Origin of the sequence: Micromonospora sp. II (assembly GCF_001709195.1) — a bacterium.
Lineage (GTDB): Bacteria > Actinomycetota > Actinomycetes > Mycobacteriales > Micromonosporaceae > Micromonospora > Micromonospora chalcea.
Window position 1 is genome coordinate 80717 of record NZ_LYXF01000011.1, and the last position, 24433, is coordinate 105149.

Annotated in this window: 28 protein-coding genes; 12 read left to right on the plus strand and 16 right to left on the minus strand. The window is 72.8% G+C overall.

Annotated features, from left to right (window positions below):
- Positions 1 to 66: 66 nt before the first annotated feature.
- Together A8711_RS07335 and A8711_RS07340 are read right to left on the minus strand one after the other, a co-directional pair.
- A complete protein-coding gene (locus A8711_RS07335; protein WP_069087796.1) occupies positions 67 to 873 on the minus strand; it encodes a hypothetical protein in 807 nt (268 codons plus the stop codon).
- Positions 870 to 1505, minus strand: a complete 636-nt coding sequence (locus A8711_RS07340) for a helix-turn-helix domain-containing protein (RefSeq protein ID WP_069087797.1) — start codon at positions 1503 to 1505, stop codon at positions 870 to 872. The genes A8711_RS07335 and A8711_RS07340 overlap by 4 nt, the downstream gene beginning before the upstream one ends.
- A gap of 113 nt (positions 1506 to 1618) precedes the next feature.
- On the opposite strand from A8711_RS07340, the gene A8711_RS07345 reads away from it, so the two are divergent.
- Positions 1619 to 2416, plus strand: coding sequence for an alpha/beta fold hydrolase (locus A8711_RS07345; RefSeq protein WP_233607832.1), 798 nt, complete (start codon positions 1619 to 1621; stop codon positions 2414 to 2416).
- A 120-nt stretch (positions 2417 to 2536) separates the two neighbouring features.
- Here A8711_RS07345 and A8711_RS07350 read toward each other — a convergent pair whose 3' ends face one another.
- The 4 genes from A8711_RS07350 to A8711_RS07365 all read right to left on the minus strand — a co-directional run bounded on the left by A8711_RS07350 (position 2537) and on the right by A8711_RS07365 (position 6050).
- A complete protein-coding gene (locus A8711_RS07350) occupies positions 2537 to 3496 on the minus strand; it encodes an asparaginase (RefSeq protein WP_064446704.1) in 960 nt (319 codons plus the stop codon).
- 94 nt (positions 3497 to 3590) lie between these two features.
- Positions 3591 to 4433: a 3-keto-5-aminohexanoate cleavage protein gene (locus A8711_RS07355; RefSeq protein WP_069087799.1), complete on the minus strand. Its 843-nt coding sequence runs from the start codon at positions 4431 to 4433 to the stop codon at positions 3591 to 3593.
- A 112-nt stretch (positions 4434 to 4545) separates the two neighbouring features.
- Positions 4546 to 5646, minus strand: coding sequence for a folate-binding protein YgfZ (locus A8711_RS07360; protein ID WP_069087800.1), 1101 nt, complete (start codon positions 5644 to 5646; stop codon positions 4546 to 4548).
- Complete coding sequence (locus A8711_RS07365; protein ID WP_083296943.1) at positions 5643 to 6050, minus strand: Fur family transcriptional regulator; 408 nt, start codon at positions 6048 to 6050, stop codon at positions 5643 to 5645. Before A8711_RS07365 ends, A8711_RS07360 begins: the two co-directional genes overlap by 4 nt.
- Positions 6051 to 6141: 91 nt before the next feature.
- Between A8711_RS07365 and A8711_RS07370 the strand changes: the two genes are divergently transcribed.
- Entirely contained in the window at positions 6142 to 6999 is an 858-nt protein-coding gene (locus A8711_RS07370) for an aminotransferase class IV (protein ID WP_069087802.1), read from the plus strand.
- Between the two features lie 73 nt (positions 7000 to 7072).
- Here the strand turns inward: A8711_RS07370 and A8711_RS07375 are convergent, their stop codons facing one another.
- Positions 7073 to 7660, minus strand: coding sequence for an FABP family protein (locus A8711_RS07375; RefSeq protein ID WP_030504451.1), 588 nt, complete (start codon positions 7658 to 7660; stop codon positions 7073 to 7075).
- Between the two features lie 4 nt (positions 7661 to 7664).
- Positions 7665 to 7769 carry a small membrane protein MtfM gene (gene mtfM / locus A8711_RS33055; protein WP_043330899.1) on the minus strand — a complete coding sequence of 35 codons (105 nt, stop codon included), beginning with the start codon at positions 7767 to 7769 and terminating at the stop codon, positions 7665 to 7667.
- A gap of 12 nt (positions 7770 to 7781) precedes the next feature.
- Here mtfM and A8711_RS07380 point away from each other — a divergent pair, with 12 nt between their 5' ends.
- The 3 genes from A8711_RS07380 to A8711_RS07390 all read left to right on the plus strand — a co-directional run bounded on the left by A8711_RS07380 (position 7782) and on the right by A8711_RS07390 (position 10690).
- Positions 7782 to 8156: a DsrE family protein gene (locus A8711_RS07380; RefSeq protein WP_043328020.1), complete on the plus strand. Its 375-nt coding sequence runs from the start codon at positions 7782 to 7784 to the stop codon at positions 8154 to 8156.
- A 78-nt stretch (positions 8157 to 8234) separates the two neighbouring features.
- Positions 8235 to 8618 carry an SCP2 sterol-binding domain-containing protein gene (locus A8711_RS07385; RefSeq protein ID WP_043328019.1) on the plus strand — a complete coding sequence of 128 codons (384 nt, stop codon included), beginning with the start codon at positions 8235 to 8237 and terminating at the stop codon, positions 8616 to 8618.
- On the plus strand, positions 8615 to 10690 hold the full coding sequence (locus A8711_RS07390; RefSeq protein ID WP_064446709.1) for a glycogen debranching N-terminal domain-containing protein: 2076 nt from the start codon (positions 8615 to 8617) through the stop codon (positions 10688 to 10690). Before A8711_RS07385 ends, A8711_RS07390 begins: the two co-directional genes overlap by 4 nt.
- A gap of 1 nt (position 10691) precedes the next feature.
- Here A8711_RS07390 and A8711_RS07395 read toward each other — a convergent pair whose 3' ends face one another.
- The 7 genes from A8711_RS07395 to A8711_RS07420 form a co-directional block, all read right to left on the minus strand.
- Positions 10692 to 11540: a hypothetical protein gene (locus A8711_RS07395; RefSeq protein ID WP_069087803.1), complete on the minus strand. Its 849-nt coding sequence runs from the start codon at positions 11538 to 11540 to the stop codon at positions 10692 to 10694.
- A 55-nt stretch (positions 11541 to 11595) separates the two neighbouring features.
- A complete protein-coding gene (locus A8711_RS07400) occupies positions 11596 to 12648 on the minus strand; it encodes a hypothetical protein (RefSeq protein WP_069087804.1) in 1053 nt (350 codons plus the stop codon).
- A 130-nt stretch (positions 12649 to 12778) separates the two neighbouring features.
- The gene (locus tag A8711_RS07405; RefSeq protein ID WP_043328014.1) at positions 12779 to 13126 is read right to left on the minus strand and encodes a DUF1416 domain-containing protein; all 348 of its coding nucleotides are present in this window, start codon (positions 13124 to 13126) and stop codon (positions 12779 to 12781) included.
- Positions 13126 to 13974, minus strand: coding sequence for a sulfurtransferase (locus A8711_RS07410; RefSeq protein WP_030504459.1), 849 nt, complete (start codon positions 13972 to 13974; stop codon positions 13126 to 13128). The genes A8711_RS07405 and A8711_RS07410 overlap by 1 nt, the downstream gene beginning before the upstream one ends.
- Positions 13975 to 14176: 202 nt before the next feature.
- Positions 14177 to 14254 carry an Ms5788A family Cys-rich leader peptide gene (locus tag A8711_RS33120; protein ID WP_310503780.1) on the minus strand — a complete coding sequence of 26 codons (78 nt, stop codon included), beginning with the start codon at positions 14252 to 14254 and terminating at the stop codon, positions 14177 to 14179.
- A 95-nt stretch (positions 14255 to 14349) separates the two neighbouring features.
- Positions 14350 to 15132 carry a DUF2993 domain-containing protein gene (locus tag A8711_RS07415; RefSeq protein ID WP_030504460.1) on the minus strand — a complete coding sequence of 261 codons (783 nt, stop codon included), beginning with the start codon at positions 15130 to 15132 and terminating at the stop codon, positions 14350 to 14352.
- A gap of 79 nt (positions 15133 to 15211) precedes the next feature.
- On the minus strand, positions 15212 to 16261 hold the full coding sequence (locus A8711_RS07420; RefSeq protein WP_064446713.1) for a hypothetical protein: 1050 nt from the start codon (positions 16259 to 16261) through the stop codon (positions 15212 to 15214).
- Positions 16262 to 16507: 246 nt separating this feature from the next.
- Between A8711_RS07420 and A8711_RS07425 the strand changes: the two genes are divergently transcribed.
- From A8711_RS07425 to pstB, 7 genes are all read left to right on the plus strand, one after another.
- The gene (locus A8711_RS07425) at positions 16508 to 17227 is read left to right on the plus strand and encodes a response regulator transcription factor (protein WP_176722767.1); all 720 of its coding nucleotides are present in this window, start codon (positions 16508 to 16510) and stop codon (positions 17225 to 17227) included.
- Positions 17228 to 17377: 150 nt separating this feature from the next.
- On the plus strand, positions 17378 to 18232 hold the full coding sequence (locus A8711_RS07430; protein WP_043330897.1) for a polysaccharide deacetylase family protein: 855 nt from the start codon (positions 17378 to 17380) through the stop codon (positions 18230 to 18232).
- 67 nt (positions 18233 to 18299) lie between these two features.
- On the plus strand, positions 18300 to 19235 hold the full coding sequence (mshD, locus tag A8711_RS07435) for a mycothiol synthase (protein WP_069087805.1): 936 nt from the start codon (positions 18300 to 18302) through the stop codon (positions 19233 to 19235).
- 233 nt (positions 19236 to 19468) lie between these two features.
- The gene (gene pstS / locus A8711_RS07440; protein ID WP_043328009.1) at positions 19469 to 20566 is read left to right on the plus strand and encodes a phosphate ABC transporter substrate-binding protein PstS; all 1098 of its coding nucleotides are present in this window, start codon (positions 19469 to 19471) and stop codon (positions 20564 to 20566) included.
- A 42-nt stretch (positions 20567 to 20608) separates the two neighbouring features.
- A complete protein-coding gene (gene pstC, locus A8711_RS07445; protein ID WP_069087806.1) occupies positions 20609 to 21694 on the plus strand; it encodes a phosphate ABC transporter permease subunit PstC in 1086 nt (361 codons plus the stop codon).
- Complete coding sequence (gene pstA / locus A8711_RS07450) at positions 21691 to 22779, plus strand: phosphate ABC transporter permease PstA (RefSeq protein ID WP_043328005.1); 1089 nt, start codon at positions 21691 to 21693, stop codon at positions 22777 to 22779. Before pstC ends, pstA begins: the two co-directional genes overlap by 4 nt.
- A gap of 20 nt (positions 22780 to 22799) precedes the next feature.
- A complete protein-coding gene (pstB, locus tag A8711_RS07455) occupies positions 22800 to 23576 on the plus strand; it encodes a phosphate ABC transporter ATP-binding protein PstB (protein WP_013288829.1) in 777 nt (258 codons plus the stop codon).
- On the opposite strand, the gene A8711_RS07460 is transcribed toward pstB, so the two are convergent.
- Positions 23557 to 24396, minus strand: coding sequence for an NUDIX domain-containing protein (locus A8711_RS07460; RefSeq protein ID WP_069087807.1), 840 nt, complete (start codon positions 24394 to 24396; stop codon positions 23557 to 23559). The two genes, pstB and A8711_RS07460, sit on opposite strands and share 20 nt — an antisense overlap.
- Between the last annotated feature and the right edge of the window lie 37 nt (positions 24397 to 24433).

Consider the following 24433-nt stretch of genomic DNA (forward strand, 5'->3'; position numbering starts at 1 on the left):
CAAGCTTATGCCGAGACCCCGGAAACGTCCGACAAGACGTTGTCCGGGGTCCGGTGGAGCATCAGGTCACTCGGCGGCCGGGCGGGTCCGCTTCGTGGCCTTCGGCAGCTTCGCCGACGGGGTGGCCGGCTTGGTGGCCTTGGTGGCGGTCGTCTTGGCGACGGCCTTGGTGGCGGTCGCCTTGGTGGCGCGGGTGCGCTTCACCGCGGCCGGCTTGGCGGCCACCGCCTCGGCCACCTCGGCCGGGCTGGGCACATCGGTCGTCGCGGCGGCGGTGTCCGGCTTCGCGGCCACCTCGGTCTTCGTCGCGACCGCGACCTTCGGGGTGACATCGGCCTTCGGGGCCACGTCGGTGCCGGTGGCCTCGGTGGCCTGGATGTCGGCGTTCACCGTGTCGGCGGCCTCCAGCACGCCGGCGCCGACGACACGCTCACCACGGGCGACCAGTTCGGCGTACGCGGCCAGCGCGCGCTCCTGCGCGGCGTGCGCGCCGGCCACCACGACGGCGGCGTTGCGGGTGGCGGCCTCGCGGAGCTTGTCCAGGTTGGCGGCCTCGCGCAGCTTCTCCAGGTTCGCCGCCTCGCGCAGCTTCTCCAGGTTGGCGGCCTCGCGGAGCTGGTCGAGGTCGGTGGCGACGGCGCGCTCGCGCAGCCCGGTCGCGGTCTGGTTGGCGGTCTTCAGCGTCTCGGTGGCCTTCTGGCGCAGCTCGAAACCGGTGACGACGGCCTTGCCGCCGAGGTCGGTCACGACCCGGGTGCCGAGGCCGCTGACCACGGTGGGCAGCTTGCGCAGCTGCTCCAGGGCCAGCTCACCGGCGCCGGCRGCGGCGTAGAGGGGTGCGGGGATGCGGTTGGTCTTCGGCTGGGTGGTCATGACTGCTCCTCTTCGGCCGCACCGGCGGCCTTCCGGGCCGCCCGGCGGGCGGCCGCTTGCTCAGGGGCGGCGGTGGTCGGGGCGGGCGCGGTGGTTGGGGCGGGCGCGGCACCCGCTTCGGTGACGGCTACCGATTCGAGGACCGCCTCGGTCGGCGTGCCCTCCGGCGTGACCGGACCGGTAGCGGCCGCCGCCACTGTCGCCGGGGCCTCCGGCGCGGTGGCCGGCTCGGTCGCGGCGGCCTTCTCGGCCGTCTCCGCCGTCCCGGCGGCCTCGGTCGCCTCGGCCAGGCGGGCGTTCTCGCGCCGGAACGTCTCGTAGATCTGGGTGAGCGACTGCTTCTGGGCCATGGTCAGCTCGGGGTCGACGGCGATCGCCGCGAGCACGCCCTGCCCCTCCTTGTCGTCCAGCAGCCCGGCCCGCAGGTACATCGCCGGGGTGGAGACGCGCAGCGCGCTCGCGAGCTGCTGGAGCACCTCGGCGCTCGGCTTGCGCAGCCCTCGCTCGATCTGGCTCAGGTAGGGATTGCTGACACCCGCCTGCTCGGCGAGCTGGCGCAGTGAGATCTTCGCGTTGCGCCGCAGGTCGCGAATGAACCCGCCGACATCGGGAAGGTCCTTGCTGGTGGCCATGACTCAACGCTAGCTCGGTCCGCTAACTGCTGCAAGCAAAACGCTAGCCAGAGTTAGCAGGGTCACCGATGGCGGGTTGCGGAGCCCATGTCCGTTCCGTACGGTTCTCCCCCGTGACCAAGATCGATATCAACGGTGCCCAGCTCGCGTACGACGAGAGCGGCACCGGCACCGCCGTGGTGCTGCTGCACGCCGGCATCGCCGACCGGCGGATGTGGCGCGGGCAGATCCCGGCACTCGCCCAGCGGCATCGGGTGATCGCGCTGGACCTGCGCGGCTACGGAGAGTCGGAATTGCCGCCCGCGCCGTTCGCCCACCACGACGACGTGATCGGGCTGCTCGACGCGCTGGGCATCGAGCAGGCCGCGCTCGTCGGCTGCTCGTTCGGCGGCCGGGTCGCGGTGGACACCGCGCTCGCCCACCCGCAGCGGGTCTCGGCGCTGGCGCTCTTCGGCGCGCCCGTCTCCGGCAACGAGTGGTCCGAGGAGACCGAGCAGCTCTGGGAGGACCTGGTCGGCGACGTGGACCCGGAGGACTTCGCCGCCACCGCCGCCGGGGAGGTGCGGTTCTGGGTGGTCGGCCCGACCCGCCGCCCGGAGGACGTCGACCCGGAGCTGATCCGGTTCGCCGAGGAGATGGACCGCCGGGCGCTCGCCGCCGAGCAGGCGCTGAGCGCGGTCGACGTCGACGAGCTGGACCCGCCGGCGATCGACCGGCTGGGCGAGCTGCGCGTACCGGTGCTTGTCGGCACCGGCGCCGACGACCTGGCCGACATCCGCCGCCTGGCCGACCGCATCGCCGACGAGGCCCCCCGGGGCATACGCATGCCGGACGTCCCCGACGCGGCCCACCTGCTCCCCCTGGAGCGCCCCACCGAAACCAACACCGCCCTCCTGCCGTTCCTCCCCTGACCGCCCCCTCCCTCCCTTCGCCGTGTTGATCTTGCACTTGTGGCCCTCGGTGCGCCTGGAATGCGCGTTTCGCCTGGGGCAGCAAGTGCAAGATCGACGGGGATGGAGGGCGGGGTGGGGTTACCAGATGGGGCGGGTTGCGCCTACGGGGAGGCCGCCGCCGAGCACGGGAGTCTCGGCGTACTCGGTGAGGATCGGCGCGTCGACGCCCAGCCGCGACAGCGCCGAGACGAGGACCGGCATGCGGGCCCTGGCCGCGCCGTCGTCGATCTTCAGCGCGACCGCGCCGACCCCCGGGACCGCCGCCGCGATCACACCCTCCGCGCCGATCTTGGCGAGCAGACCGGGTACGCCGCGCATCAGCCGCGTGTCCTCGGCCTGGGTGCCGCCGACCAGCTCCGGGTACGTGCGCATCGCGTCCGCCACGGTCCGCTCGACGGTGCCCGGCTCGGCGTCGACCAGCCGCAGGAACGCCCGCGCCAGCCCGGTGAGCGAGACGGCGAGCACCGGCGCGCCGCAGCCGTCCACCCCGACCGCCGCCGCCCGCTCCCCGGTGAACTCCTCGATCGTGGCGGTCAGGCGCTGCTGGAGCGGGTGCTCGGGCCGCCAGTAGCCGTCCAGCGGCCAGCCGGCGGCCAGGCAGGTGCGCAGCATGCCGGCGTGCTTGCCGGAGCAGTTCATCAGCACCCGGGCGGGACCGCCGCCGGCCCGCAGCACCGCCTCCCGGGCGGCTTCGCCGACCGGCAGGTCCGGCGGGCAGTGCAGCGCGTCCCCGGTGAGGCCGCCGCCGCGCAGCAACGCGGTGACCCGCTCGATGTGGAACTCCTCACCGGCGTGGCTGGCCGAGACGAGCGCCAGGTCGGCCGGGTCGGTGAGCGGCAGCCCGGCCCGCAGCATCCCGATCGCCTGCATCGGCTTGTTGGACGAGCGGGGGAAGATCGGCGAGGTCACGTCTCCGGCCCCGGCGACAGGCGCTCCGGCGGCGTCGAGCACCACCACGGAACCCCGGTGGAAGCCCTCCACGAAACCGGACCGGACCACCTCGGCGAGCGGCGCGCCGCCCTCGTACGTCTTTCCCACGTAATGGACCGTACCGATGGGGCGGGCCCGGCCGACGGCGGGGTGACCTGCGGCGTCGCCCGGGGCCGTACAGGGCCGGCGGCCGGTACGCCGCTTACCGGCCGGTGGCCGGAAGACCGAGCAGCGTACGGGCCTCGGCGGTGGTCAGCGGAGGCCGCTGGGCGAGCTGGGCGAAGCCGACCGCCCGCGCGACGAGCTGCATGTTGGACTCCACCGGGCGCCCCTTGGCGTACGTGACCGTGTCCTCCATGCCGACCCGCAGGTGACCGCCGGCCGACAGCGAGGCCAGCATCACCGGGATGGTGCTGCGCCCGATGCCGGTGGCCGCGAACGTGGTGCCCTCGGGCAGGTCACGCAGCATCTGCTGGGCCGCCACCAGGGTCGCCGTGGTGCCCGGCATGCCACCCGGTACGCCCATCACGAAGTCGACGTGCACGTGCCCGCCGTGCGGCAGGCCGTACTTGCCGAGCAGCCGCTGCAGGGCGGTGAGGTGGCCCAGGTCGAAGATCTCGTACTCGGGGACGACGCCGCGTTCCTGCATCCGGGTGTGCAGGTCGACGATGAACTCCCACCGGTTGAGGAACACGTCGTCGCCGAAGTTGACGGTGCCCATGGTGCAGGAGGCCATGTCCGGCGCGGCGTCGAGCACCGCGAGCCGGGCGGACTCCGGGTCGGTCACCGCACCCCCGGAGGAGAGCTGCACGATCAGGTCGGTGCTCTCCCGCAGCGCCGCCACGGTGTCGCGCAGCCGCCCCTGGTCGAGCGTGGGCCGCGCCTCGTCGTCGCGGATGTGGACGTGGATCACGGCGGCGCCGAGCGCCTCGCACTCCTTGGCGGTCAGCAGCAGCTCGTCGAGCGTCACCGGCAGCGCCGGCACCTCAGCCTTCGCCGACTCCGCGCCGGTGGGGGCAACCGTGATCAACGTCCCTGTCGTCATGCCCCGGATCCTAGACCGGTGCCCGACGTCGGGTCGACCGGAGGATTTCCGGTGCGGGCGGCGTTAAGAAGGGACCCTTCCTCTACCGGAGGCGTTAATAGGGGGCCCTTCCTTACACGTCGATGGCGGCGGCGCTCTCGCCCACGAGCAGGCGGGCATCGTCGGGCGTGTTGCGCTTCAGCACGGCGAGCGCCACCTGACCCAGCTCGAAGTGCTGCACGGCGGTGCCCACGAAGCCGACCGTCCGGCCGTCGAGCGTCACCGGCGTACCGGCCACCGGCGGCTGGTCGCTCGCCACGCCGTCCAGATGCAGCAGGACCAGCCGGCGGGGCGGCTTGCCCAGGTTGTGCACCCGGGCCACCGTCTCCTGCCCCCGGTAGCAACCCTTGTCCAGGTGCACGGCCGGGGCGATCAGGTCCACCTCGGCCGGGATCGTCCGGTGGTCGGTGTCCACCCCGGCCCGTWCCTGCTTGGCGGCGACCCGGACCGCCTCGTACGCCCACAGCCCGGCGACCGGCACCCCGGCGCCGCGCAGTTCGGCGACCACCCCGTCCATGGCGGCGCGGGGCACGAGCAGGTCGACGCCGAGCGCCACCCGGCGGGCCCAGCCGCCGACCGGCAGCGGCTTGACGTCGTACACCACGGAGGGCCGCGCGGGCAGCTCGCCGGAACGGAACTTCGGACCCGGCACCGCCGCTACGTCGGGAGCCGCCAGCCCGGTCACGCCGAGCGCGCCGGGCGCCTCCGGCCCGACCAGCGACAGCAGCGCGAACTCGGCGGTGGCGTCGCGCGGGTCGACCTTGCTAAAGAACCGCATCTTCTCCAGGTACGACAGCAGGCCGCCGGTCATGCCCGGCTCGGTGTCCAGCCAGGTGGTCTCGCCGTCGTCGGCGACCATCGCGTGCTGCTCGACGTGCCCGTGCGGGGAGAGCACCAGCAGTTCGGTGCCCTGCCAGGGGGCCAGCGCGGCCAGGTGCTGGCTGGTGAGCGTGTGCAGCCAGCTGATCCGTTCCTCGCCGGGAACCGCGACCACGCCCCGGTGCGACCGGTCGACCAGGCCCACGCCGGTGGCCAGGAGCCGCTGCTCGCGCATCGGGTCGCCGTAGTGCGCGGCCACCGGCGCGACACCGGCCGCCCGGTGGGCCGGCTCGGGCTGGTCCCTGGTCTGCTCGTCGATGCTCTCGGTGGTCACCGCTCCGGCGATGTCGATCATGCGTGTTCCCCGTTCAGTGTGCAGCGGCCGCAGACTCCGAAGAGCGCGACGTGCCCGATGTCGACCTGGAATCCGCGCTGCTCGGCCAGCTGGTCGGCGAGCGGGCGGAGCATCTCGGGTGAGATCTCGTCGATCGCCCCGCACTCCCGGCACACCAGGTGCACGTGCTGGTGCTCGCCGGCCGCGTGGTAGGTGGGCGCGCCGTGCGAGAGGTGCGTGTGCGTGACCAGACCGAGCCGCTCCAGCAGTTCCAGGGTGCGGTAGATGGTGGTGATGTTGACGCCGGCCGCCACCTCGCGGACCGCCGTGTGTACCTGCTCCGGGGTGGCGTGCCCGAGGTCGAGGACGGCCTGGAGCACCAGCTGCCGCTGCGCCGTCAGCCGCAGCCCGCGCGCGCGGAGCATTTCCGCGAGGGAGGATTCGGACACCCTTCGATCATAGTTCGGCCGCCGCGCCGGTCCGTCCGCCGCCGGGGTACGCCACTACGCTGCGCCCGTGGAGGCGACGCGGGTGGCGGTGCTCGGCCGGGGGCTCGTACCGGCCGGTGAGCCGGTGGTGCGCGGCGACGACCGGGGTGTGCTGCACGGCGACGGCCTGTTCGAGACGCTGCACCTGCGCGACGGGCTTCCCTGGCTGCTGGAGCCGCACCTGGCCCGGCTGCGCGCGGGCGCGGCGGCGATCGACCTGCCGCTGCCCCCGGACGACGCGCTTGTCGAGCTGCTGGACGCGGTCCGCGCCGGCTGGCCGCCGGAGACCGAGGGCGCGTTGCGGCTGGTCTGCACCCGGGGGCCGGAGGGCGGCGGGCCGGCCACGGTGTACGCGACGCTGGGCGAGGTGCCGGCGTCGGCCCGGCTGGCTCGGCGTACCGGGGTGACGGTGGCCACGCTGCCGCTCGGGGTGGCCGCCCGGTCCCGCCCCGAGCTGGGGTGGCTGCCGAACGGCGTGAAGTCCACCTCGTACGCGCTCAGCACCGCCGCCCGGCGCTGGGCGCAGCGGACGGGCGTGGACGACGTGCTCTGGGTCTCGACCGACGGCTACGTGCTGGAGGGACCCACCGCGAACGTGGTGTGGCTGCGTGGCGGGACGCTCTGCACGGTGCCGGCGGCGCAGACCGGCATCCTGCCCGGCGTGACCGCCCACCACCTGCTGGAACGCGCCGCAGAGCTGGGCCTCGCGGCGGCCGAGCACCTGCCCACGGTGCCCGACCTGCACGCCGCCGAGGCGATCTGGCTGACCAGCTCCCTACGCGGCCCCACGGAGGTCACGACCCTGAACGGAACCCCCCGCCCGAGTTCCCCCCTGACCCCCCGCATCCAGGCCCTCCTGAACTTCCCCCGGCCCTCCCCCCGTTGATCATGAAGTTGGCGGTGACAAATCGGGCAGCCGACGCCGTCAACTTCATGATCGACCGGGGAAGCGGGACGGGTCAGCCGGCCACCCGGGTGAGGCGGGCGGAGAGGTGCGGGCTCAAAGGCTGACCCACGGCGGCCATCTCCTGCGCGTACAGCAGAGCGCCCTCGACGATGCCGAACAGCCGGGCGCCGGCGGTGACCTCCTTCGCCGTCGCGGTACGCACGACCGCGTCGGTGGCGAACTCGATCTGGGTGCCCTTGCGCTTGCCGATGTGCAGCTCCATCACGCCGGTCGGCGTGGTCATCAACGCCTCCAGCTCGTCGGTGACCCGCTCACCGTCGAGCACCGGACGCCACCAGCCCACCTCGCGGCCGGCCGGCCGGACCGGGCGGCTCTGCTCGTCCAGGATCCAGGCCCGCGACTCGTAGAACAGGAACGGCCGGCCGTCGTGGCTGATCCGGATCTCCTGCGCGTAGTCGAAGTCCTCGATCGTCGGGAACCCACCCCGGCCCCGGCCGCGCCACACCCCGATGTACGGCAGCAGGCCGTCCAGGCTCGGGTGCAGCTTCGGGCCGACGCGCAGGTCGTGGCTCTCCTCGTACGGGTACTCCTCGACCGGCGGCGCGTTCAACCACGGCGGCTGAAGCGGATTCTCACTCACAGATTCACCACTTACCTCTAGCTATGCGGACCGCGAGATAGGCCAGGCCACCGGCGAGCGCGCCCAGGCCGGCGACCAGCAGGCTGACGAACCCGATCTCGGTAACCATCCGGACCATCCTATGCTGGGTGGCATGGCGCGCTCTCTCGTCGTCAAGGCCACCGCCGGTGCGGACTCCCCGGAACGCTGCGCCCAGGCGTTCACAGTCGCCGCCACCGCCGCCGCGGCCGGGGTGGACGTCTCGCTCTGGCTCACCGGCGAATCGACCTGGTTCGCGCTCCCCGGCCGGGCCGAGTCGTTCGAGCTGCCGCATTCCGCGCCACTGGGCGAGCTGCTGCACGTCGTCCTGGCCACCGGCCGGGTGACCGCCTGCACCCAGTGCGCGGCCCGGCGGGACATCGGCACCGGCGACGTCATCCCCGGCGTACGCATCGCGGGCGCAGCCGTGTTCGTCGAGGAAGCGATGACCGAGGGCGCACAGGCGCTGGTCTACTGACAACCGGCCCGGGTTGTCCATTCTGCCCAGTGCGCCGATCCTGACCCGGCATGTCCGGATGCTGCCTACCATGCGAATGTGAGTCAGGCCATCCAGGAGTTCTTCGCGTCGCTGCCGGCGCGTGCCGCAGCCGTTCTGAACAGCCCGATCGGCGGGACACTCCAGATCGACCTGGCCGACGGCAACCGCACCGAGCACTGGTACGTGACGCTGGCGCCCGGCACGGCACAGGTGAGCCGGGAGGAGCTACGGCCGGCGGACGGCGTGCTGACGCTGTCCACCGAGCTGTTCGAGAAGCTCGTCACCGGGCGGGCGGCCGGCATGGCGGCGGTGCTGCGCAACGAGGCCACGTTCAGCGGCCACGTCGTGCTGTTCCTGGCGTTCCGCCGATTCCTGCCGCAACGGCCCGACGTGCGGGACCCCCGGGACGCCGCCCGCGAGCACGTCCGGCGGCTGGTGTGAAGGACCGGGTCAGCATCCTCGACGGCAACACGTTCCTGGTCAGCGACGATCGCGGCAACATCGAACCGTCGTACGACTTCCCCACCGGGCTGTTCTCCTTCGACACCCGGTTCCTGTCCACCTGGTTCCTCACCATCGACGGGCAACGTCTGCACGCGCTCTCGATCGACGACTCGCTGTCGTACAAGACGCGGTTCTTCCTGGTCCCCGGCGAGCCGACGCACTACCTGGACGCCAACGTCTCGGTGATCCGCAGCCGCGCCATCGGCGGCAGCCTCGACGAGGAACTGACCGTGCTCAACCACTCCGAACAGGAACAGGAGTTCCACCTCCGGCTGGACATCGGCTCCGACTTCGCCGACCTCCTGGAGATCAAGAACCGGCGCGACAAGAAGGGACTCACCACGCCGACGGTGGAACCGAACGGCCTGCGGCTCACCTACCGCCGGGAGGCGTTCCGCCGCGAGACGCTGGTGACCAGCAGCGCGCCGGTCGAGGTCGACGCGGACGGGATGACCTTCCGGGTCCGGATCAGCCCGCACGGCGAGTGGACCACCCGGCTGCACGTCAGCACCATCATCTACGGCGCGCGTGGTGAGGACATCCGGGCCATCCTGCCGCTGGGCGGCCAGCGCACCGCGGCCGAGATCGAGGCCGAGCAGAGCGCCCTGATCAGCCGTGCGCCGAAGCTGGGCTGCGACTGCGAGCCGCTGGCCAGCGCGTACCGGCGCAGCCTCAACGACCTGGCCGCGCTCCGGTACGAGTCGATCACGCTCGGCGTCCGGCTGCTCGCGGCCGGCCTGCCCTGGTTCATGACGCTGTTCGGCCGCGACAGCATCTTCACCTCGCTCCAGGTGCTGCCGTTCCTCCCCGACCTGGTCAAACCGACGATCATCATGCTGGCCGGTCTTCAGGGCAGCCGGGTCGACGACTTCCGCGACGAGGAGCCGGGCAAGATCCTGCACGAGCTGCGCTACGGCGAGAGCGCCGGATTCGAGGAACAGCCGCACTCGCCGTACTACGGCGCGGCCGACACGACGGCGCTGTTCGTGATCCTGCTCGACGAGTACGAGCGGTGGACCGGGGACGCCGATCTGGTACGCAAGCTGGAGTACGAGACCCGGGCGGCGCTGACCTGGCTCGACACGTACGGGGACCTGCTCGGCACCGGCTACGTCTGGTACATGTCCCGCAACCCGGAGACGGGGCTGCCGAACCAGTGCTGGAAGGACTCACCGGAAGCCATCTCCTACGCCGACGGGCGGATGCCGGAGTTCCCCCGGGCCACCTGCGAGCTGCAGGGGTACGCGTACGACGCGAAGATGCGCGCCGCCCGCCTGGCCCGCACCTACTGGCAGGACCCGGCGTACGCGGACCGGCTGGAGCAGGAGGCGGCGGCGCTGAAGGAACGGTTCAACCGCGACTTCTGGATCGCCGACCGGGAGTACTACGCGCTGGCGCTCGATCCGCGCGGGCGGCAGGTGGACGCGCTCTCCTCGAACATCGGCCACCTGCTGTGGAGCGGCATCGTGGACGAGTCCCGGGCCCCCGCGGTCGCCGCCCATCTGCTCGGCCCGCGCCTGTTCTCCGGCTGGGGGGTACGCACGCTCGCCGACGACCAGGGCCGGTACAACCCGGTCGGATACCACGTCGGCACGGTGTGGCCGTTCGACAACTCGATCATCGCCTGGGGTCTGTGGCGGTACGGCTTCCGGCAGGAGGCCGGCCGGATCTGCGACGCGCTGCTCAGCGCGTCGCACTTCTTCGACGGGCGGCTGCCCGAGGTGTTCGCCGGCTACGAACGTGGCCTCACCGACTACCCGGTGGAGTACCCCACCGCGTGCAGCCCGCAGGCGTGGTCCGCCGGTACGCCTCTGCTGCTGCTACGGGTGATCCTGGGACTGGAGCCGCAGGGCGAGCACCTGATCATCGACCCGGCCGTACCGCCGGGGATGGGCCGGGTGGAACTGCTCGACATCCCGGGCCGCTGGGGCCGGGTGGACGCGCTGGGCCGCAGCCGGGAACCGCACGAGGAACCGGCGCCGCCGCCGCTCGGACTGCCCGGCCGGTGAGTCAGGCCGGGCAGGGCGTGGTCACCGCCACGCGCACCCGCTCGTCGGCCCGCTCGGCCAGCACGGCCGGCTCGCCGGGGCGCGCGTACCGGTCGGCGGAGTCCACCACCGGCGCGACGCCGCCGCCGAACGCGGCGGCGAGCGGCTGATCCGCCGGCGCGGCGGCCTCACCCCGGGCGGTGCGGGCCGCGCCCCCACCGGGGCAGGGCGCGGTCAGGACCTGGACCGCGCCGGTCGCGCCGCCCCACCGGCCCAGCGCCGACGCCAGCGCGGCGGCTTCGGCAGCGGCGTCGGCGGTCGGCGCGCGGTAGCCGGAACCCAGCGGCCGGCAGCCGGTCGCGGCGGTCAGAAGGATCCGGCCCGGGCCGTCGGCCCGGCCCTCGACCGCGACGAAGTCGCCCGCGTCGGCGCGCAGCAGCGGCTCGCCGTCGAACGTCGACACGCCCGCCCGCCACGCCTGCGGCAGCCGGTCGGCGACGCGTCGCAGCACTTCGCGTACGTCGTCGCCGCCGATCGCCACCTCGACGCCGCGCTCGAGCGTCGCGCCGGAGTCCATCGGCGTGATCCGGCAGCCGCGTTCCAGGCGGTCCGGTACGAGCGCGGGTACGCCGTCGGCGCCGACCGCGCCGGTCAGCTCGCCGATCGCCCGGTCCACCACCGGACCGGCCTGGTCCAGTGAGCGCTGCTCCTTGACCGTCGGCGGGTCGGTCCGCACCGACCACCAGGTCAGCCCGGCCAGCAGCACGGCCCACGCCACAGTGGCGGCCGTCAGCCAGCGCAGCCGACGCCGGCCGGCGCCCGGCTGATCTCCAGGGTTGGGCGGGGCGTAGCCCGTCTCGACGGCAGTCACCCGGCAATGGTGTCACGTGCCGGCGAGGCACCCGGCCGCGCCTCGGCACGCCCGGTCAGGCCGGGACGGACCGGCGGGACAGCAGCCACAGCAGGTAGAAGGGGCGCTGCCGCAGCTCGCCGAGACGGTCGGCGTACTGGTCGGCGGCGAGCACCGCGGAGAAGAACCCGCCCGCGCCCAGCATGCCGAGCACCGGCGCCAGGTGGGTGCCCTCGACCGCCACCAGCGTCGCGGCGACGGTCGCCACCGCGGCGCCCGCGGCCTGCACCGCCGAGCGCCGGGCCACCCGGGCGACCTCGGAGCGAGCCGCCCGCACCCCCTCCTGGATCTCCGCGTCGAGCTTCGCGAGCTGCACCAGCGCCTTGTCCGGATCCGTGTCGACGTCCAGCATCCGGCCGCGCAGGTACGCCTGGGTCGCGGCGAGCGCGTCGCTCTCCTGGGTCAGGATGGCGCAGTAGTCCCGGAGCGAGGTGCCCTCCAGCATCGGCAGGTCGAGCTGGAGCAGTGGGGTCACCAGCCGCGCCTTCACCGGATCCCCGCTCGGCACGTCGACGACCCGGTGCCCCTTGACGATCAGGTCGAGTGTGCGGTCCGGGTTGTCGCCCAGCTCGATCCGGCCCATCGTGTCGAACGGCGAGGAGGTCGACTGGGAGTCCGGCGCGCGCGACTCCAGGTGGGTGCGGCGGAAGGTCTGCGGGAAGTAGACGAGCTGCCCCAGCTCCAGCAGCGGCGCGCAGTCCCGCAGGTACGCGCCGAGGCGGTCCAGGTCGTCGCATTCGGCGTAGAGCTGGTCGATCCGGATGTCCTCGTACCGGCAGCGCGGGTCGCAGTGATCCGGATCCTTGCCGCACCTCTTGCAGGTCTCCCGGTTGGCCAGGTAGCAGTGCTTGCCGCCGGGCTGGGAGAGGACCAGCTTGCCGGTGACGAGCGTGGCCCGCTTCGTGAGGAACGACAGGTCCGTGTCGAGGCTGGCGACCGAGACGTCGAACGGGCGCGCGCGGCCGGACCCGGCGGTGCGCTGGAGTTCGCGGGCGATCTCCTCACCCCGATTGCCGTCGATGAAGTCGATCAGATAGCGAACTGCGTGGGCGGCGGCGTCGTCGGGCACCTGATCCCCCTCCGGCGCGTCCGGGGCGCGCCGCCGTCCAGCCTGCCAGCCACGGGCAAGCCGCACAGTCACCGGAACGGCTCGTGGCCCGCCACCCGGCTGGGGTGGCGGGCCACGATCAGAGCGTGGGTCAGGCGGCGACCGAGACGGTCACCTCGTTGATCCCGCGAGCCGCGGCGACGGCGGTGTCGCCGTTGCCCTGGCGGGACAGCGCCCGCAGCGTCCACGAGCCCGGCGCGGCGAAGAACCGGAACTGCCCGGCCGGCGACGTCACCACCTCGGCGGTGAACTCACCGGTGGAGTCGAGCAGCCGCACATACGCGCCCGGCACGACCTCGCCGGACTCGGACAGCACACGGCCGGTGATGACGGTTTCCTTCTCCAGGTCCAGGCTGGCCGGGAGGGGGGCGGCCTGGTCCGGCGCGGCGCAGCCGGCGGCAGCCGTCGAGGCGGCGGAGGTGGCGGAGGTGGCGGTCATCAGGCCTCCCCCGGCTCGTCACCGAGCGCCACCGGCACGCCGACGAGCGAGCCGTACTCGGTCCAGGAACCGTCGTAGTTCTTCACGTTGCGGTGCCCGAGCAGCTCCTGGAGCACGAACCAGCTGTGCGAGGAGCGCTCGCCGATCCGGCAGTACGCGATCGTCTCCTTGCTGTCGTCCAGCCCGGCGTCGGCGTAGATCTTGCGCAGCTCGTCGTCGGACTTGAACGTGCCGTCCTCGTTCGCCGCCTTGGACCACGGCACGCTGATCGCGGTCGGGATGTGGCCGGCCCGCTGCGCCTGCTCCTGCGGCAGGTGGGCGGGGGCGAGCAGGCGGCCGGCGAACTCGTCGGGGCTGCGCACRTCGACCAGGTTCTTGGTGCCGATCGCGGCTACCACCTCGTCGCGGAACGCGCGGATCGAGGTGTCCGGCTCCTGCGCGACGTACTGCGTCTTCGGCCGCTCCACCACGTCGGTGACGAGCGGACGGGCGTCCAGCTCCCACTTCTTGCGGCCGCCGTCGAGCAGCTTGACGTCGCCGTGGCCGTAGAGCTTGAAGTACCAGTACGCGTACGCGGCGAACCAGTTGTTGTTGCCGCCGTACAGGATCACGGTGTCGTCGTTGGCGATGCCCCGGTCGGACAGCAGCGCCTCGAACTGGCTCTTGTTGACGAAGTCCCGGCGGACCTGGTCCTGCAGGTCGGTGCGCCAGTCGAGCTTGACGGCGCCGGCGATGTGCCCGGTGTCGTAGGCCGAGGTGTCCTCGTCGACCTCGACGAAGACGACGCCCGGGGCGCCGAGGTTCTTCTCGGCCCACTCGGCCGAAACGAGTGCGGTGTCGCGACTCATCAGATCACTCCCTGGTGAGGATGGTTGGTGAGCCTGCGCGCGGAGATCGATGTCGATTGTTGTCGCACCACGCGCGGGACCCAGAGCTAGGAACGGATCACGGGTACGTGCGACGGCGCCGCTGCCGGGCGTTGAGGGGAACCGGGAGAGGTTCGTGGACCCTGGGTGGCCGCCGTTCAGGCGGCCGGAGACAGCCCCGCCGTCAGATGACGGGGCGACACAGGCAGGTGGCCACGCGGCACAGGTCGACCGCGCGCCGTTTGGTGAGGTGGGTCCCCATGGGCAGGGAGATTACCAGCCCACGCCACAGCTGCCACCAGACCGACCAGCATCCGGGACGGCCGGCCCGCTCCCCGGACCGGCCGTGTACGGCTTTCAGCCGGCGGAGTTGATCGGCACGTTCGCCGCGTCCGCCGTGACCACCAGGCCCTCCGGCTTCGGCTCCACCTTGCGCAGGTTGAGCTGGAACGGCAGCTCCGGCAGCGGCACGTCGATCGAGATGCCCTGCGCGTACCGGGTGAGCGCGGCCCGGGCCAGCGGCACGTTCGGCAGGCCGTCGGCGGTGAGGTCGTTGAAGCGCAGCGCCACCTTGCCGCCGGCCACCGTGACGTCGGCGGTGCCGTTTACGGTGAGCTTGACGCCGAGGATGTCCACCGGGGCGGTGACGGCGAGCTTGCCGTTCCGCTCGCCGAGCGTCAGCCCGGGACGGTCCAGCAGCTTGGCCAGGCTCTCGTAGGTGACGGTGCCCCGCCCGTCCACGCTCTCGGCCACCACGTCGCCCCGGCCGGAGCGCAGCGTGTCCAGCGACGCGGTCACGTTGCGCGCGTCCACGTCCAGCTTCGGCACCTCCACGGCGTCACCCTGGACGGCGCCCCGCACGTCGGTGAGCTGGATCGAGATGCGCTCGTACCGGCCGTCGAGCACCTGGGTGAGGAACGGGAAGCCACCCACCTCGACCTGCGGCGCGGCGGACTGCGCGTCCTGCTTGGCGATCTCCTGCCGCACCTGGTCGGCGATCGCCCGCTCGGCGACCCCGGCGGCGACCCGGTCGGCGACGACGAGCAGCCCGACCAGCACCAGCAGCAGGACGACGAAGCCGATCAGCACCTTCCGGCCGCGTCGCCGCGGTCGGCCCTCCGCCGGATACGCCTCTGCCACGCCGCCTCCCGTCCTCGCCGCCGTCACCGCGTCTCGCGGCGCAACCGTACTTACCCGAGGCGAATCTTCCCCAACCGCGTCAGAGGAACAGCACGCACATCGCGTACGCGGCCGGCGCGGCCAGCGCGAATCCGCCCAGCGGCCCCTGCATGTGCCGGGCCACCCACATCGTCGGCGGTTCACCGGCCATCAGGCGGCCCGCCTCGGCGTACCCCACGGCGAGGTCGGCCAGGACGGCGGTGGCGGCGCTGACCACGCCGACCAGGGCGGCGCTGGTCGGGGTGAAACCGACCAGGTAGCTGCCGAGCAGGGCGCTGGTGAGGGTGCCGAGCATCGCGCCCGCGACCACGCCGGCCGCGCCGCGCGGCACCTGCGGGGCGAGCCGCGGCCACGGCGCCACCGCGTCGGTGAGCCGCGCCACCAGCAACGCCACCCCGGCGGCGGTGAGGCAGACCGTGATCGCCTGGGTGCCCTTGGGAATCCGGCTGAGCACGACGAGCGTGCCGAAGGCGACCACGCCCACCACGATGAGCAGGGTGCCGCCGAGCGAGTCGGTCACCCGGACCCGGTCCACCCGCCGGACGAGCTGCCCCAGCACGGCGAGCAGCAGCCCGGCGGCCGCGGCGTAGCCGAGCGGGGCCAGGCCGGCGATGTCCGACTGGACCGCCGCGACGTCGGCGATCACGGCCGTGCCGGCGCTGACCAGGGCGACGACCAGCAGGGCGGGCGGTCGCATGGCCATCGTCCAGGCGAGCACGAAGAGCATCTGGACGCCGAAGATGATGGCCGCGAACGGCAGCCGGTGCCCGGGGCCGGAGGTCTGCGCGCCGAGCACCAGGCCGACGCCGAGCAGCGCGGCGAAGCCGGCGACGGTGAGCGCCAGCGGCCGGCGGACCGGGACCGGTGGCATCTCCTCCTCGGGCGCCTCGTCGGACTCGTCGTCGGCGCGCCGGCCGGGTCCGCCCTTCCGTAGCCGACGCGGTCCCTTCCGCTCCGGCCGGTCGCCCTCCTCGTCGGCGGGGCCGGTACGCGGGGCGGGCGGGTAGCCACGGGCGGGGCCGGAGGGCCCGGCGGACGGGTCGTCGGCCCACGGTTCACGACCGGTGTCGCGCGAGGTGGAGGGAAACACGCCCCGATCGTGCCAGACCCGGGCGGCTCGGCGGAGGTCCCGGTTTCGGTGACGTTAAAACCTGCACCGCGATCAAGGGCAGAAGGGGCAAACGGGAAAGCACCCCGGAGGTGACGGCGGGTCCATCGGTTACGCTCAGGCCGTTACCCGCCCGTCAGCGACGCCGGGACCCACGCAAGTTCACAGCGCCGCCCTCACCCGGGCGTGTCGCTGGTCGCGCGCGGCCGAAGGGCCGCCGGGACGGAGGTGATCGTGGAGCTCCTGCTGCTCGTGACCGCACGGGCCGGTGAGCCGTCGGCGGTGTTGCCGGCACTCGACCTGCTGCCGCACTCGGTCCGCACCGCACCCCGCGACGTCCGCACGCTGGTCTCCGGCCCCACGCCGGACGCCGTCCTGGTGGACGCCCGCTCCGAACTGAGCGAGGCGCGCGCCACGTGCCGGATGCTGCACGCCACCGGGCTCGGCGTACCGCTCGTCGCGGTGGTCACCGAAGCGGGCCTGATCGCGCTCAACGCGGACTGGGGTGTCGACGACGTGATCCTGGCCGGCGCCGGGCCGGCCGAGGTGGAGGCCCGGCTGCGGCTCGCCGTCGGCCGGCTGAGCAACGCGACCGCCGGCGCCGGCGGCTCGATCCGGGCCGGTGAGCTGAACATCGACCCGGACACCTACGCCGCCAAGCTGAAGGGCCGCCCGCTCGACCTCACGTACAAGGAGTTCGAGCTGTTGAAGTTCCTGGCCCAGCACCCGGGGCGGGTGTTCACCCGGGACCAGCTGCTGCGGGAGGTCTGGGGTTACGACTACTTCGGCGGCACCCGCACGGTCGACGTGCACGTGCGGCGCCTGCGCGCCAAGCTCGGCTCGGAGTACGAGTCGATGATCGGCACGGTCCGCCAGGTGGGCTACAAGTTCGTCGTCCCGCCGTCGCGTTCGCTGCCGGAGTCGGAGCCCGCGCCGCTGCCGGTCTGACCGCCCACGCCCCACTCCGGTAGGGGGCATTTCCGCAGAACGCCCTTTTTGCCCGATCAGTCAGACATATCCTGACTGCCGGATTTACCGGGCAAAGGGGGCGGCGGTGCGTGCGGTGAACACGGGGGCGACGAACGGCCGGTGCCGCTGATGCGGGGCCCGACGCTGCGCGCCACCGGGCTCGTGACCGTGGTGCTCGCGGGCCTGCTCGGCTCGGCGTTCGCGCTGGGCCGCAGCCTGGTCCCGGAACACCCGCCGTCGAACGCCGGCGCCACCACGGCGCTCAACGGACCGCGCTACGCCGACCAGCCGCCCAGCACGGACTTCCCCGGCGGCCGGGCCACCGCCGGGCCGAGCCCCGACGCCGCGCCGGACGCCGCCCCGGTCGAACCGGGCGGCGACGGCCCGTACGGCAGCCTGGTCGTCACCGGCTCGTCCCGGGTCGCGCTGACCTTCGACGACGGCCCCGATCCGCGCTGGACCCCGCAGGTGCTCGCGCTGCTGGCCCAGTACGGCGTGAAGGCGACGTTCTGCGTCGTCGGCGAGAACGCCGAGGCCCATCCGGATCTGATCCGGTCGATAGTCGCCGAGGGGCACACCCTGTGCAACCACTCCTGGGAGCACGACGTCGACCTGGGCAAGCGGTCCCCGGCGACGATCCGGGCCGACATCCTGCGCACGAACGACGCGATCCTGGCCGCCGCGCCGGGGGCGCGGATCGCGTACTACCGCCAGCCGGGCGGGGCCTGGACGCGCCCGGTGATCTCGGCCTGCGCCGACCTGGGCCTCACCCCGCTGCACTGGAGCGTGGACCCGTCGGACTGGAGGGCGCCGGGCGCGCTCACCATCGAGTCGAGGATCCGCACACAGATGGGACCGGGGGCGATCGTGCTCATGCACGACGCGGGCGGGGACCGTTCCGGCACGGTCGCGGCGTTGCAGCAACTCCTGCCCGAGATACTGGCGCGGTTCGAGCTGGAGTCGTTGCCCGTCGGCCCGCAGTGACGAGCGCCACCGACCGCCGCACTCGTCCGGCGCGAACCGCCGCCGGACGGCGGCTACCGTGACTCAGATGAGCCCCGAGCCGACCAGTGGCCCCGCGACCGACCGGATCGACCGGGCGGACCGGCTGACGCCGGACGAGGTCACGGAGGTGCTGGCGCTGGCCCGCGCCGCCGGGGACGCCGACGGCGCCGACCCGCTCGACGAGCACGTGCTGCTGCGGCTGCGCGACCCCGAGGCGCCCGCCGTGCACGTCACCGCCCGCACCGCCGACGGCACACTCACCGGGTACGCGCATCTCGACGTCACCGCCCCGGCCGAGGGCGTCGGCGCCGAACTGGTCGTGCATCCCGCGTACCGGCGGCGCGGCGTCGGCCGGGCGCTGGCCCGGGGCGTGGTGGACGCCGCGCCCGGTCCGCTGCGCGCCTGGGCCCACGGCGACCACCCGTCGGCCGCCGCGCTCGCTGTCGACCTGGGCTTCGCCCGGGCGCGGGTGCTCTGGCAGATGCGCCGTCCGCTGACCCCCGAACTGCCCGAGCCGGTGGTGCCGGACGGCGTGACGCTGCGCGCGTTCCGCCCCGGCGAGGACGACGAGGCGTGGCTGGCGGTGAACAACGCGGCCTTCGCCCAGCACCCCGAGCAGGGCAAGTGGACACTCGACGACCTGCGCGTACGCATCGCCGAGCCGTGGTTCGATCCGGCCGGCTTCCTGCTCGCCGTCGACTCCACGACCGGGCGGCTGCTCGGCTTCCACTGGACCAAGGTGCACGAGCGGCCGGGCTCGGCCCGCATCGGCGAGGTCTACGTGCTCGGCGTCGACCCGTCCGCGCACCGGGGCGGCCTGGGCCGGGTGCTCACCGCCGCCGGCCTGACCCACCTGCGCGACGAGCGYGGGCTGGACCGGGTGATGCTCTACGTGGACGAGAGCAACACCGCCGCGGTCGCGCTCTACGAGCGGCTGGGCTTCGCCATGTGGTCCGCGCACGTCAACTACCAGCGCGGCTGAGCGTTCCGCGGCCCCGGAAAATCGCCATAAAGGCGATACCAGGCTGCTAGTTCACGAAATGGACAACCCTTCCTCAGCGTACGGCCATCTCGTCGGCTGAACGTGTTCACCGCGCGTTCACTTGCGTCCGGCGAACCGTCCACCTGGCCCTCCTACCTTTCGTGTCAGCCGGTCAGCGCCGGCCCCCGGCACTCCGGGCGACCTGACCAAAGACGTGAAGGGAAACCCCTGAAGTGAAGCTCCAGCGGCACGGCGCCATCGCCTGTCTCGCTCTTACCGCGGTTCTCGGTCTCAGCGCCTGCGGCTCGGACAACAACGAGCCCGCCGGCGCCTCCGGTTCCACCGCCGCGGTGGACTGCGCGACGGGCACGCTGAACGCGCAGGGCTCCTCGGCCCAGAAGAACGCCATGGCCGAGTGGATCAAGGCGTACCAGCAGAAGTGCGCCGGCACCACGATCAACTACGAGCCGAGCGGCTCGGGCGCCGGCATCCAGGCCTTCATCGCCGGTACCGCAGACTTCGCCGGTTCGGACTCCCCCCTCAAGCCGGAGGAGCAGCCGCAGGCCGACGCCAAGTGCGTCGGCGGCCAGGCGCTCAACCTGCCGATGGTGATCGGCCCGGTCGCCGTGGTCTACAACGTCAGCGGCGCGGACAACCTCCAGTTCAGCCCGGCCACCCTGGCGAAGATCTTCGCCGGCAAGGTGACCAAGTGGGACGACCCGGCGATCAAGGCCGACAACCCGGACGCCAAGCTCCCGTCGACCGCGATCCAGGCGGTGCACCGCTCCGACGAGTCGGGCACCACCGACAACTTCACCAAGTACCTCTCCAAGACCGCCGAGGCGGACTGGACGCTCGGCAACTCCAAGGCGTGGAAGGCCCCGGGCGGCGTCGGCGCGGCCAAGTCCGACGGCGTGGCCAGCAAGGTCAAGAGCACCGACGGCACCATCAGCTACGTCGAGTGGTCGTACGCCGAGAACTCCGACCTGAAGATGGCGAAGGTCAAGAACGGTAACGGCGAGTTCGTCGAGCTGACCGGTGACTCGGCCGGCAAGACCATCGCCGGCGCCAAGTTCGAGGGTCAGGGCAACGACCTGAAGATGTCGATCGACTACAACACCAAGGAGGCCGGGGCGTACCCGATCGTCCTGGCGACCTACGAGATCGTCTGCAGCAAGGGCCTCGCCGCCGACAAGCTGCCGCTGGTCAAGGGCCTGCTCGGCCACGCCGCCAGCGCCGAGGGGCAGAAGGAGCTGGTCGAGCTCGGCTACGCCCCGCTGCCCGAGACCGTCCGCACCAAGGTCGAGGCCGCGGTCAAGAGCCTCTCCTGACGCTCCCGACCGACACCTCCTCAACGCGAAGCGAGCGAGCAGATGGGTGACACCCCTCAGCGCTCGGCCCACGCCGGCACCGGCGGGACTCCCGTGGCCACGAGCCACGAGGGACCCGCCGGTGCCTCGGCGCGTGTGGCCGAGCGCCCCGGTAACCCGGGCCGCCCCGACGGTGGCCTCGGCGGCGGCGGCGCCCTCCCCCGGGCCCGCGCCTTCGGCGCGGAACGGGCGTTCCGCGGCCTGACCCTGGCCGCCGGCACCACGGTCCTGGTGGTCATCGCGGCCATCGCGATCTTCCTGGTCGCCAAGGCCGTCCCGGCGTTGCGGGCGAACACCGAGTCGTTCTGGACGTTCGAGGGCTGGTTCCCGAACGACAACCCGCCGCAGTTCGGCATCGGCGCGCTCGCCTTCGGCACCGTCCTGAGCTCGCTGCTGGCGCTGCTCATGGCGGTGCCGGTCGCGCTGGGCATCGCCCTGTACCTGTCGCACTACGCGCCCCGGCGGCTCGGCAACGCCCTGGGCTTCCTGATCGACCTGCTGGCCGCCGTGCCGAGCGTCGTCTTCGGCCTCTGGGGCCGGGACTACCTCGCCCAGCCGGTCGCCGACCTGTCCGCCTGGCTGAACAGGTACTTCGGCTGGATCCCCATCTTCGGCGACGGCCCGTACGGGAACTCGATCCTGCTCGGCTCCGTGGTGCTGGCGATCATGGTGCTGCCGATCATCACCTCGCTGTCCCGCGAGGTGTTCCGGCAGACCCCGACCGCGAACGAGGAAGCCGCGCTCGCGCTCGGCGCCACCCGCTGGGAGATGATCCGCACCGCCGTCCTGCCGTACGGGCGCCCGGGCGTCATCGCCGCGGTGATGCTCGGCCTGGGCCGGGCGCTCGGCGAGACCATCGCGCTGGCGCTCACGCTCGGCTCCACGTACGCCATCTCGTTCAACATCCTGGCCAGCGGCGGCAACTCGATCGCCGCGAACATCGCCAACCGGTTCGCCGAGGCGAACGACACCGGCCGGGGCGCGCTCATCGCCTCCGGCCTGGTGCTGTTCGCGATCACGTTGATCGTCAACATCACCGCCCGGGCGATCATCTACCGGCGGCGCGAGTTCACGGAGTCGGCCGCATGACCACCACCCTCACCTCCCGCCGCCCGCGCCCGCCGGCCCAGCCGGCCACGCTGCGGGCGAGGCGACTTCCCGCGTACGCCGCTCCGGCCATCGCCGTCGCGGCGCTGCTGCTCGCGGCGGGCATCGTGTACGGCGCCGGCATCGGCGGCCCGGTCCTGGTCGTGGTGGTCGGCGCGCTGCTCTACCTGGCCGGTCTGTTCGTCGCGGCGAACGCGGTGGAGGGCCGCCGGTCGGCCCGCAACCGGACCTGGAGCGCGCTGATCCACTCCGCCTTCGTGCTGGCCGTGCTGCCGCTGGCCTCGGTGGTCTGGACGCTGGTCAGCAAGGGCTCCGAGCGGCTGGACGCGAACTTCTTCGGCACCTCGATGAACAACATCGGGTCGCGGGACGCCAACGGCGGCGCGTACCACGCGATCGTCGGCACGCTGCAGCAGGTGGGCATCGCCACGCTGATCACGGTGCCGCTGGGCGTGCTCTGCGCGATCTACATCGTCGAGTACGGCCGGGGCCGGTTCGCGTTCACCATCCGCTTCTTCGTGGACGTGATGACCGGCATCCCGTCGATCGTCACCGGCCTGTTCGTGCTGGCCTTCTGGGTGCTGATCGTCTCGCCGTGGTTCAACGACGGGCGGCCCGGTTTCTCCGGCTTCGCCGCCGCGCTGGCGCTGAGCGTGCTGATGCTGCCCACAGTGGTCCGCTCCACCGAGGAGATGCTCCGCCTGGTGCCGGCGCCGCTGCGCGAGGGCGCGTACGCCCTGGGCGTACCGAAGTGGAAGACCATCCTGCGGGTCGTGCTGCCGACCGCGCTGCCCGGCATCGTCACCGGCGTCATGCTCGCCATCGCGCGGGCCGCCGGTGAGACCGCGCCGGTGCTGCTCGTCGCCGGCGGCGGCGCGGCGATCAACTTCAACCCGTTCGAGAACAACCAGTCGTCGCTGGCCCTCTTCGTCTACCAGCAGGCCGGTGAGGCGTCGAGGTACTCGCCGGCACGGGCGTGGACCGCCGCGCTGACCCTGGTCGCCCTCGTCCTCGTCCTCACCGTGGCGGCGAAGCTGCTGTCCCGCCGCAACCGGCTCGGCCGATGAACCCCGGAGGTACCGCCACCATGGCCAAGCGCATCGAAGCCACGAACGTGACCGCCTACTACGGCGGGTTCAAGGCGATCGAGAACATCAACCTGACCGTCGAGCCGAAGACGGTGACCGCCCTAATCGGCCCGTCCGGCTGCGGCAAGTCCACCTTCCTGCGGTCGATCAACCGGATGCACGAGGTGCTGCCCGGCGCCCGGGTCGAGGGCAGCCTCACCATCGACGACCAGGACATCTACGACCGCGACGTGGACGTCACGGCGGTCCGCCGGATGATCGGGATGGTCTTCCAACGGCCGAACCCGTTCCCCACCATGAGCATCTTCGAGAACGTGGTGGCGGGCCTGCGGCTCAACGGCGTACGGCGCAAGTCGATCCTGGAGGAGGCCGCCGAGCGGGCGCTCCGCTCGGCGAACCTGTGGGACGAGGTGAAGGACCGCCTCGCCAAGCCCGGCGCGGGCCTGTCCGGCGGTCAGCAGCAGCGGCTCTGCATCGCCCGCACCATCGCGGTCGAGCCGCAGGTGGTGCTGATGGACGAGCCCTGCTCGGCGCTGGACCCGATCTCCACGCTGGCCATCGAGGACCTGATGTTCCAGCTCAAGGACAAGTTCACCATCATCATCGTCACGCACAACATGCAGCAGGCCGCGCGGGTGTCGGACCGGACCGCATTCTTCTCGATCGAGAAGACCGGCGACCCGGGCCGCCTGATCGAGTACGACAACACGCAGAAGATCTTCAGCAACCCGAGCCAGAAGAAGACCGAGGACTACATCACCGGCCGCTTCGGCTGAGGCGGAAGCTGGGCTCGGCGCCGTCCAGCCCCTCGATGTACGGCAGGATCGGCGTACCCGGGTCGCGCTCCGCCGCATCCCGCGCCACGCCGCCGAGGTCGCCCGCGGCGGCGACCTCGGCGAGCGTGACCATGGTCGGCGGCAGCATGGTCAGCTCGCCGGCCTCCGCGCGGGCCAGCGCGTCCGCCGGGCGCAGCCACAGCGTGTGGTCGGCCTCGCCGGACACGTCCCGGGTCCGCTGCCCCTCGGGCAGCAGGGCGACGAAGAAGTACGTGTCGAAGCGGCGCGGCTCGAACTCCGGGGTGATCCACCGGCTCCACGGCAGCAGCAGGTCGGACCGGAGCGTGAGGCCGCGCCCGGCCAGCAGGTCCGCGAAGCCGACCCGCCGTCCCTCCAGGTCCTGCCGGGCCGCCTCCCAGTCGTCGCCGCTCACGTCGCCGAGCACCGTGTCGGGGTCCGGCCCGGCGAGCAGCACGCCCGCCTCCTCGAAGACCTCGCGGGCGGCGGCGCACACCACCGCCTGCGCGGCCGCCGGGTCGAGTCCGAGCCGCACACCCCACGCCGCCGGGTCCGGGCCGGCCCAGCCGAGGTGCGCCTCCGAGTCGGAGCGGTCCACGCCGCCGCCGGGGAAGGCGTACATGCCGCCGAAGGTCATCGCCGCCACCCGGCGGATCATGTAGACCTCGAACCCGTCGCCGGCCGGGCGGAGCAGCAGCACGGTGGCGGCGACCCGGGGCACGGCCGGTACGGCGCCCTCGGCCCGGAACCGGCGGGCGTGCTCCACCAGGGCGGGGGGTGCGGCGAAGCCGTCGATCGTCATGCGGCGAGCCTAGTGCCGTAACGGGCGACGCCGCCCC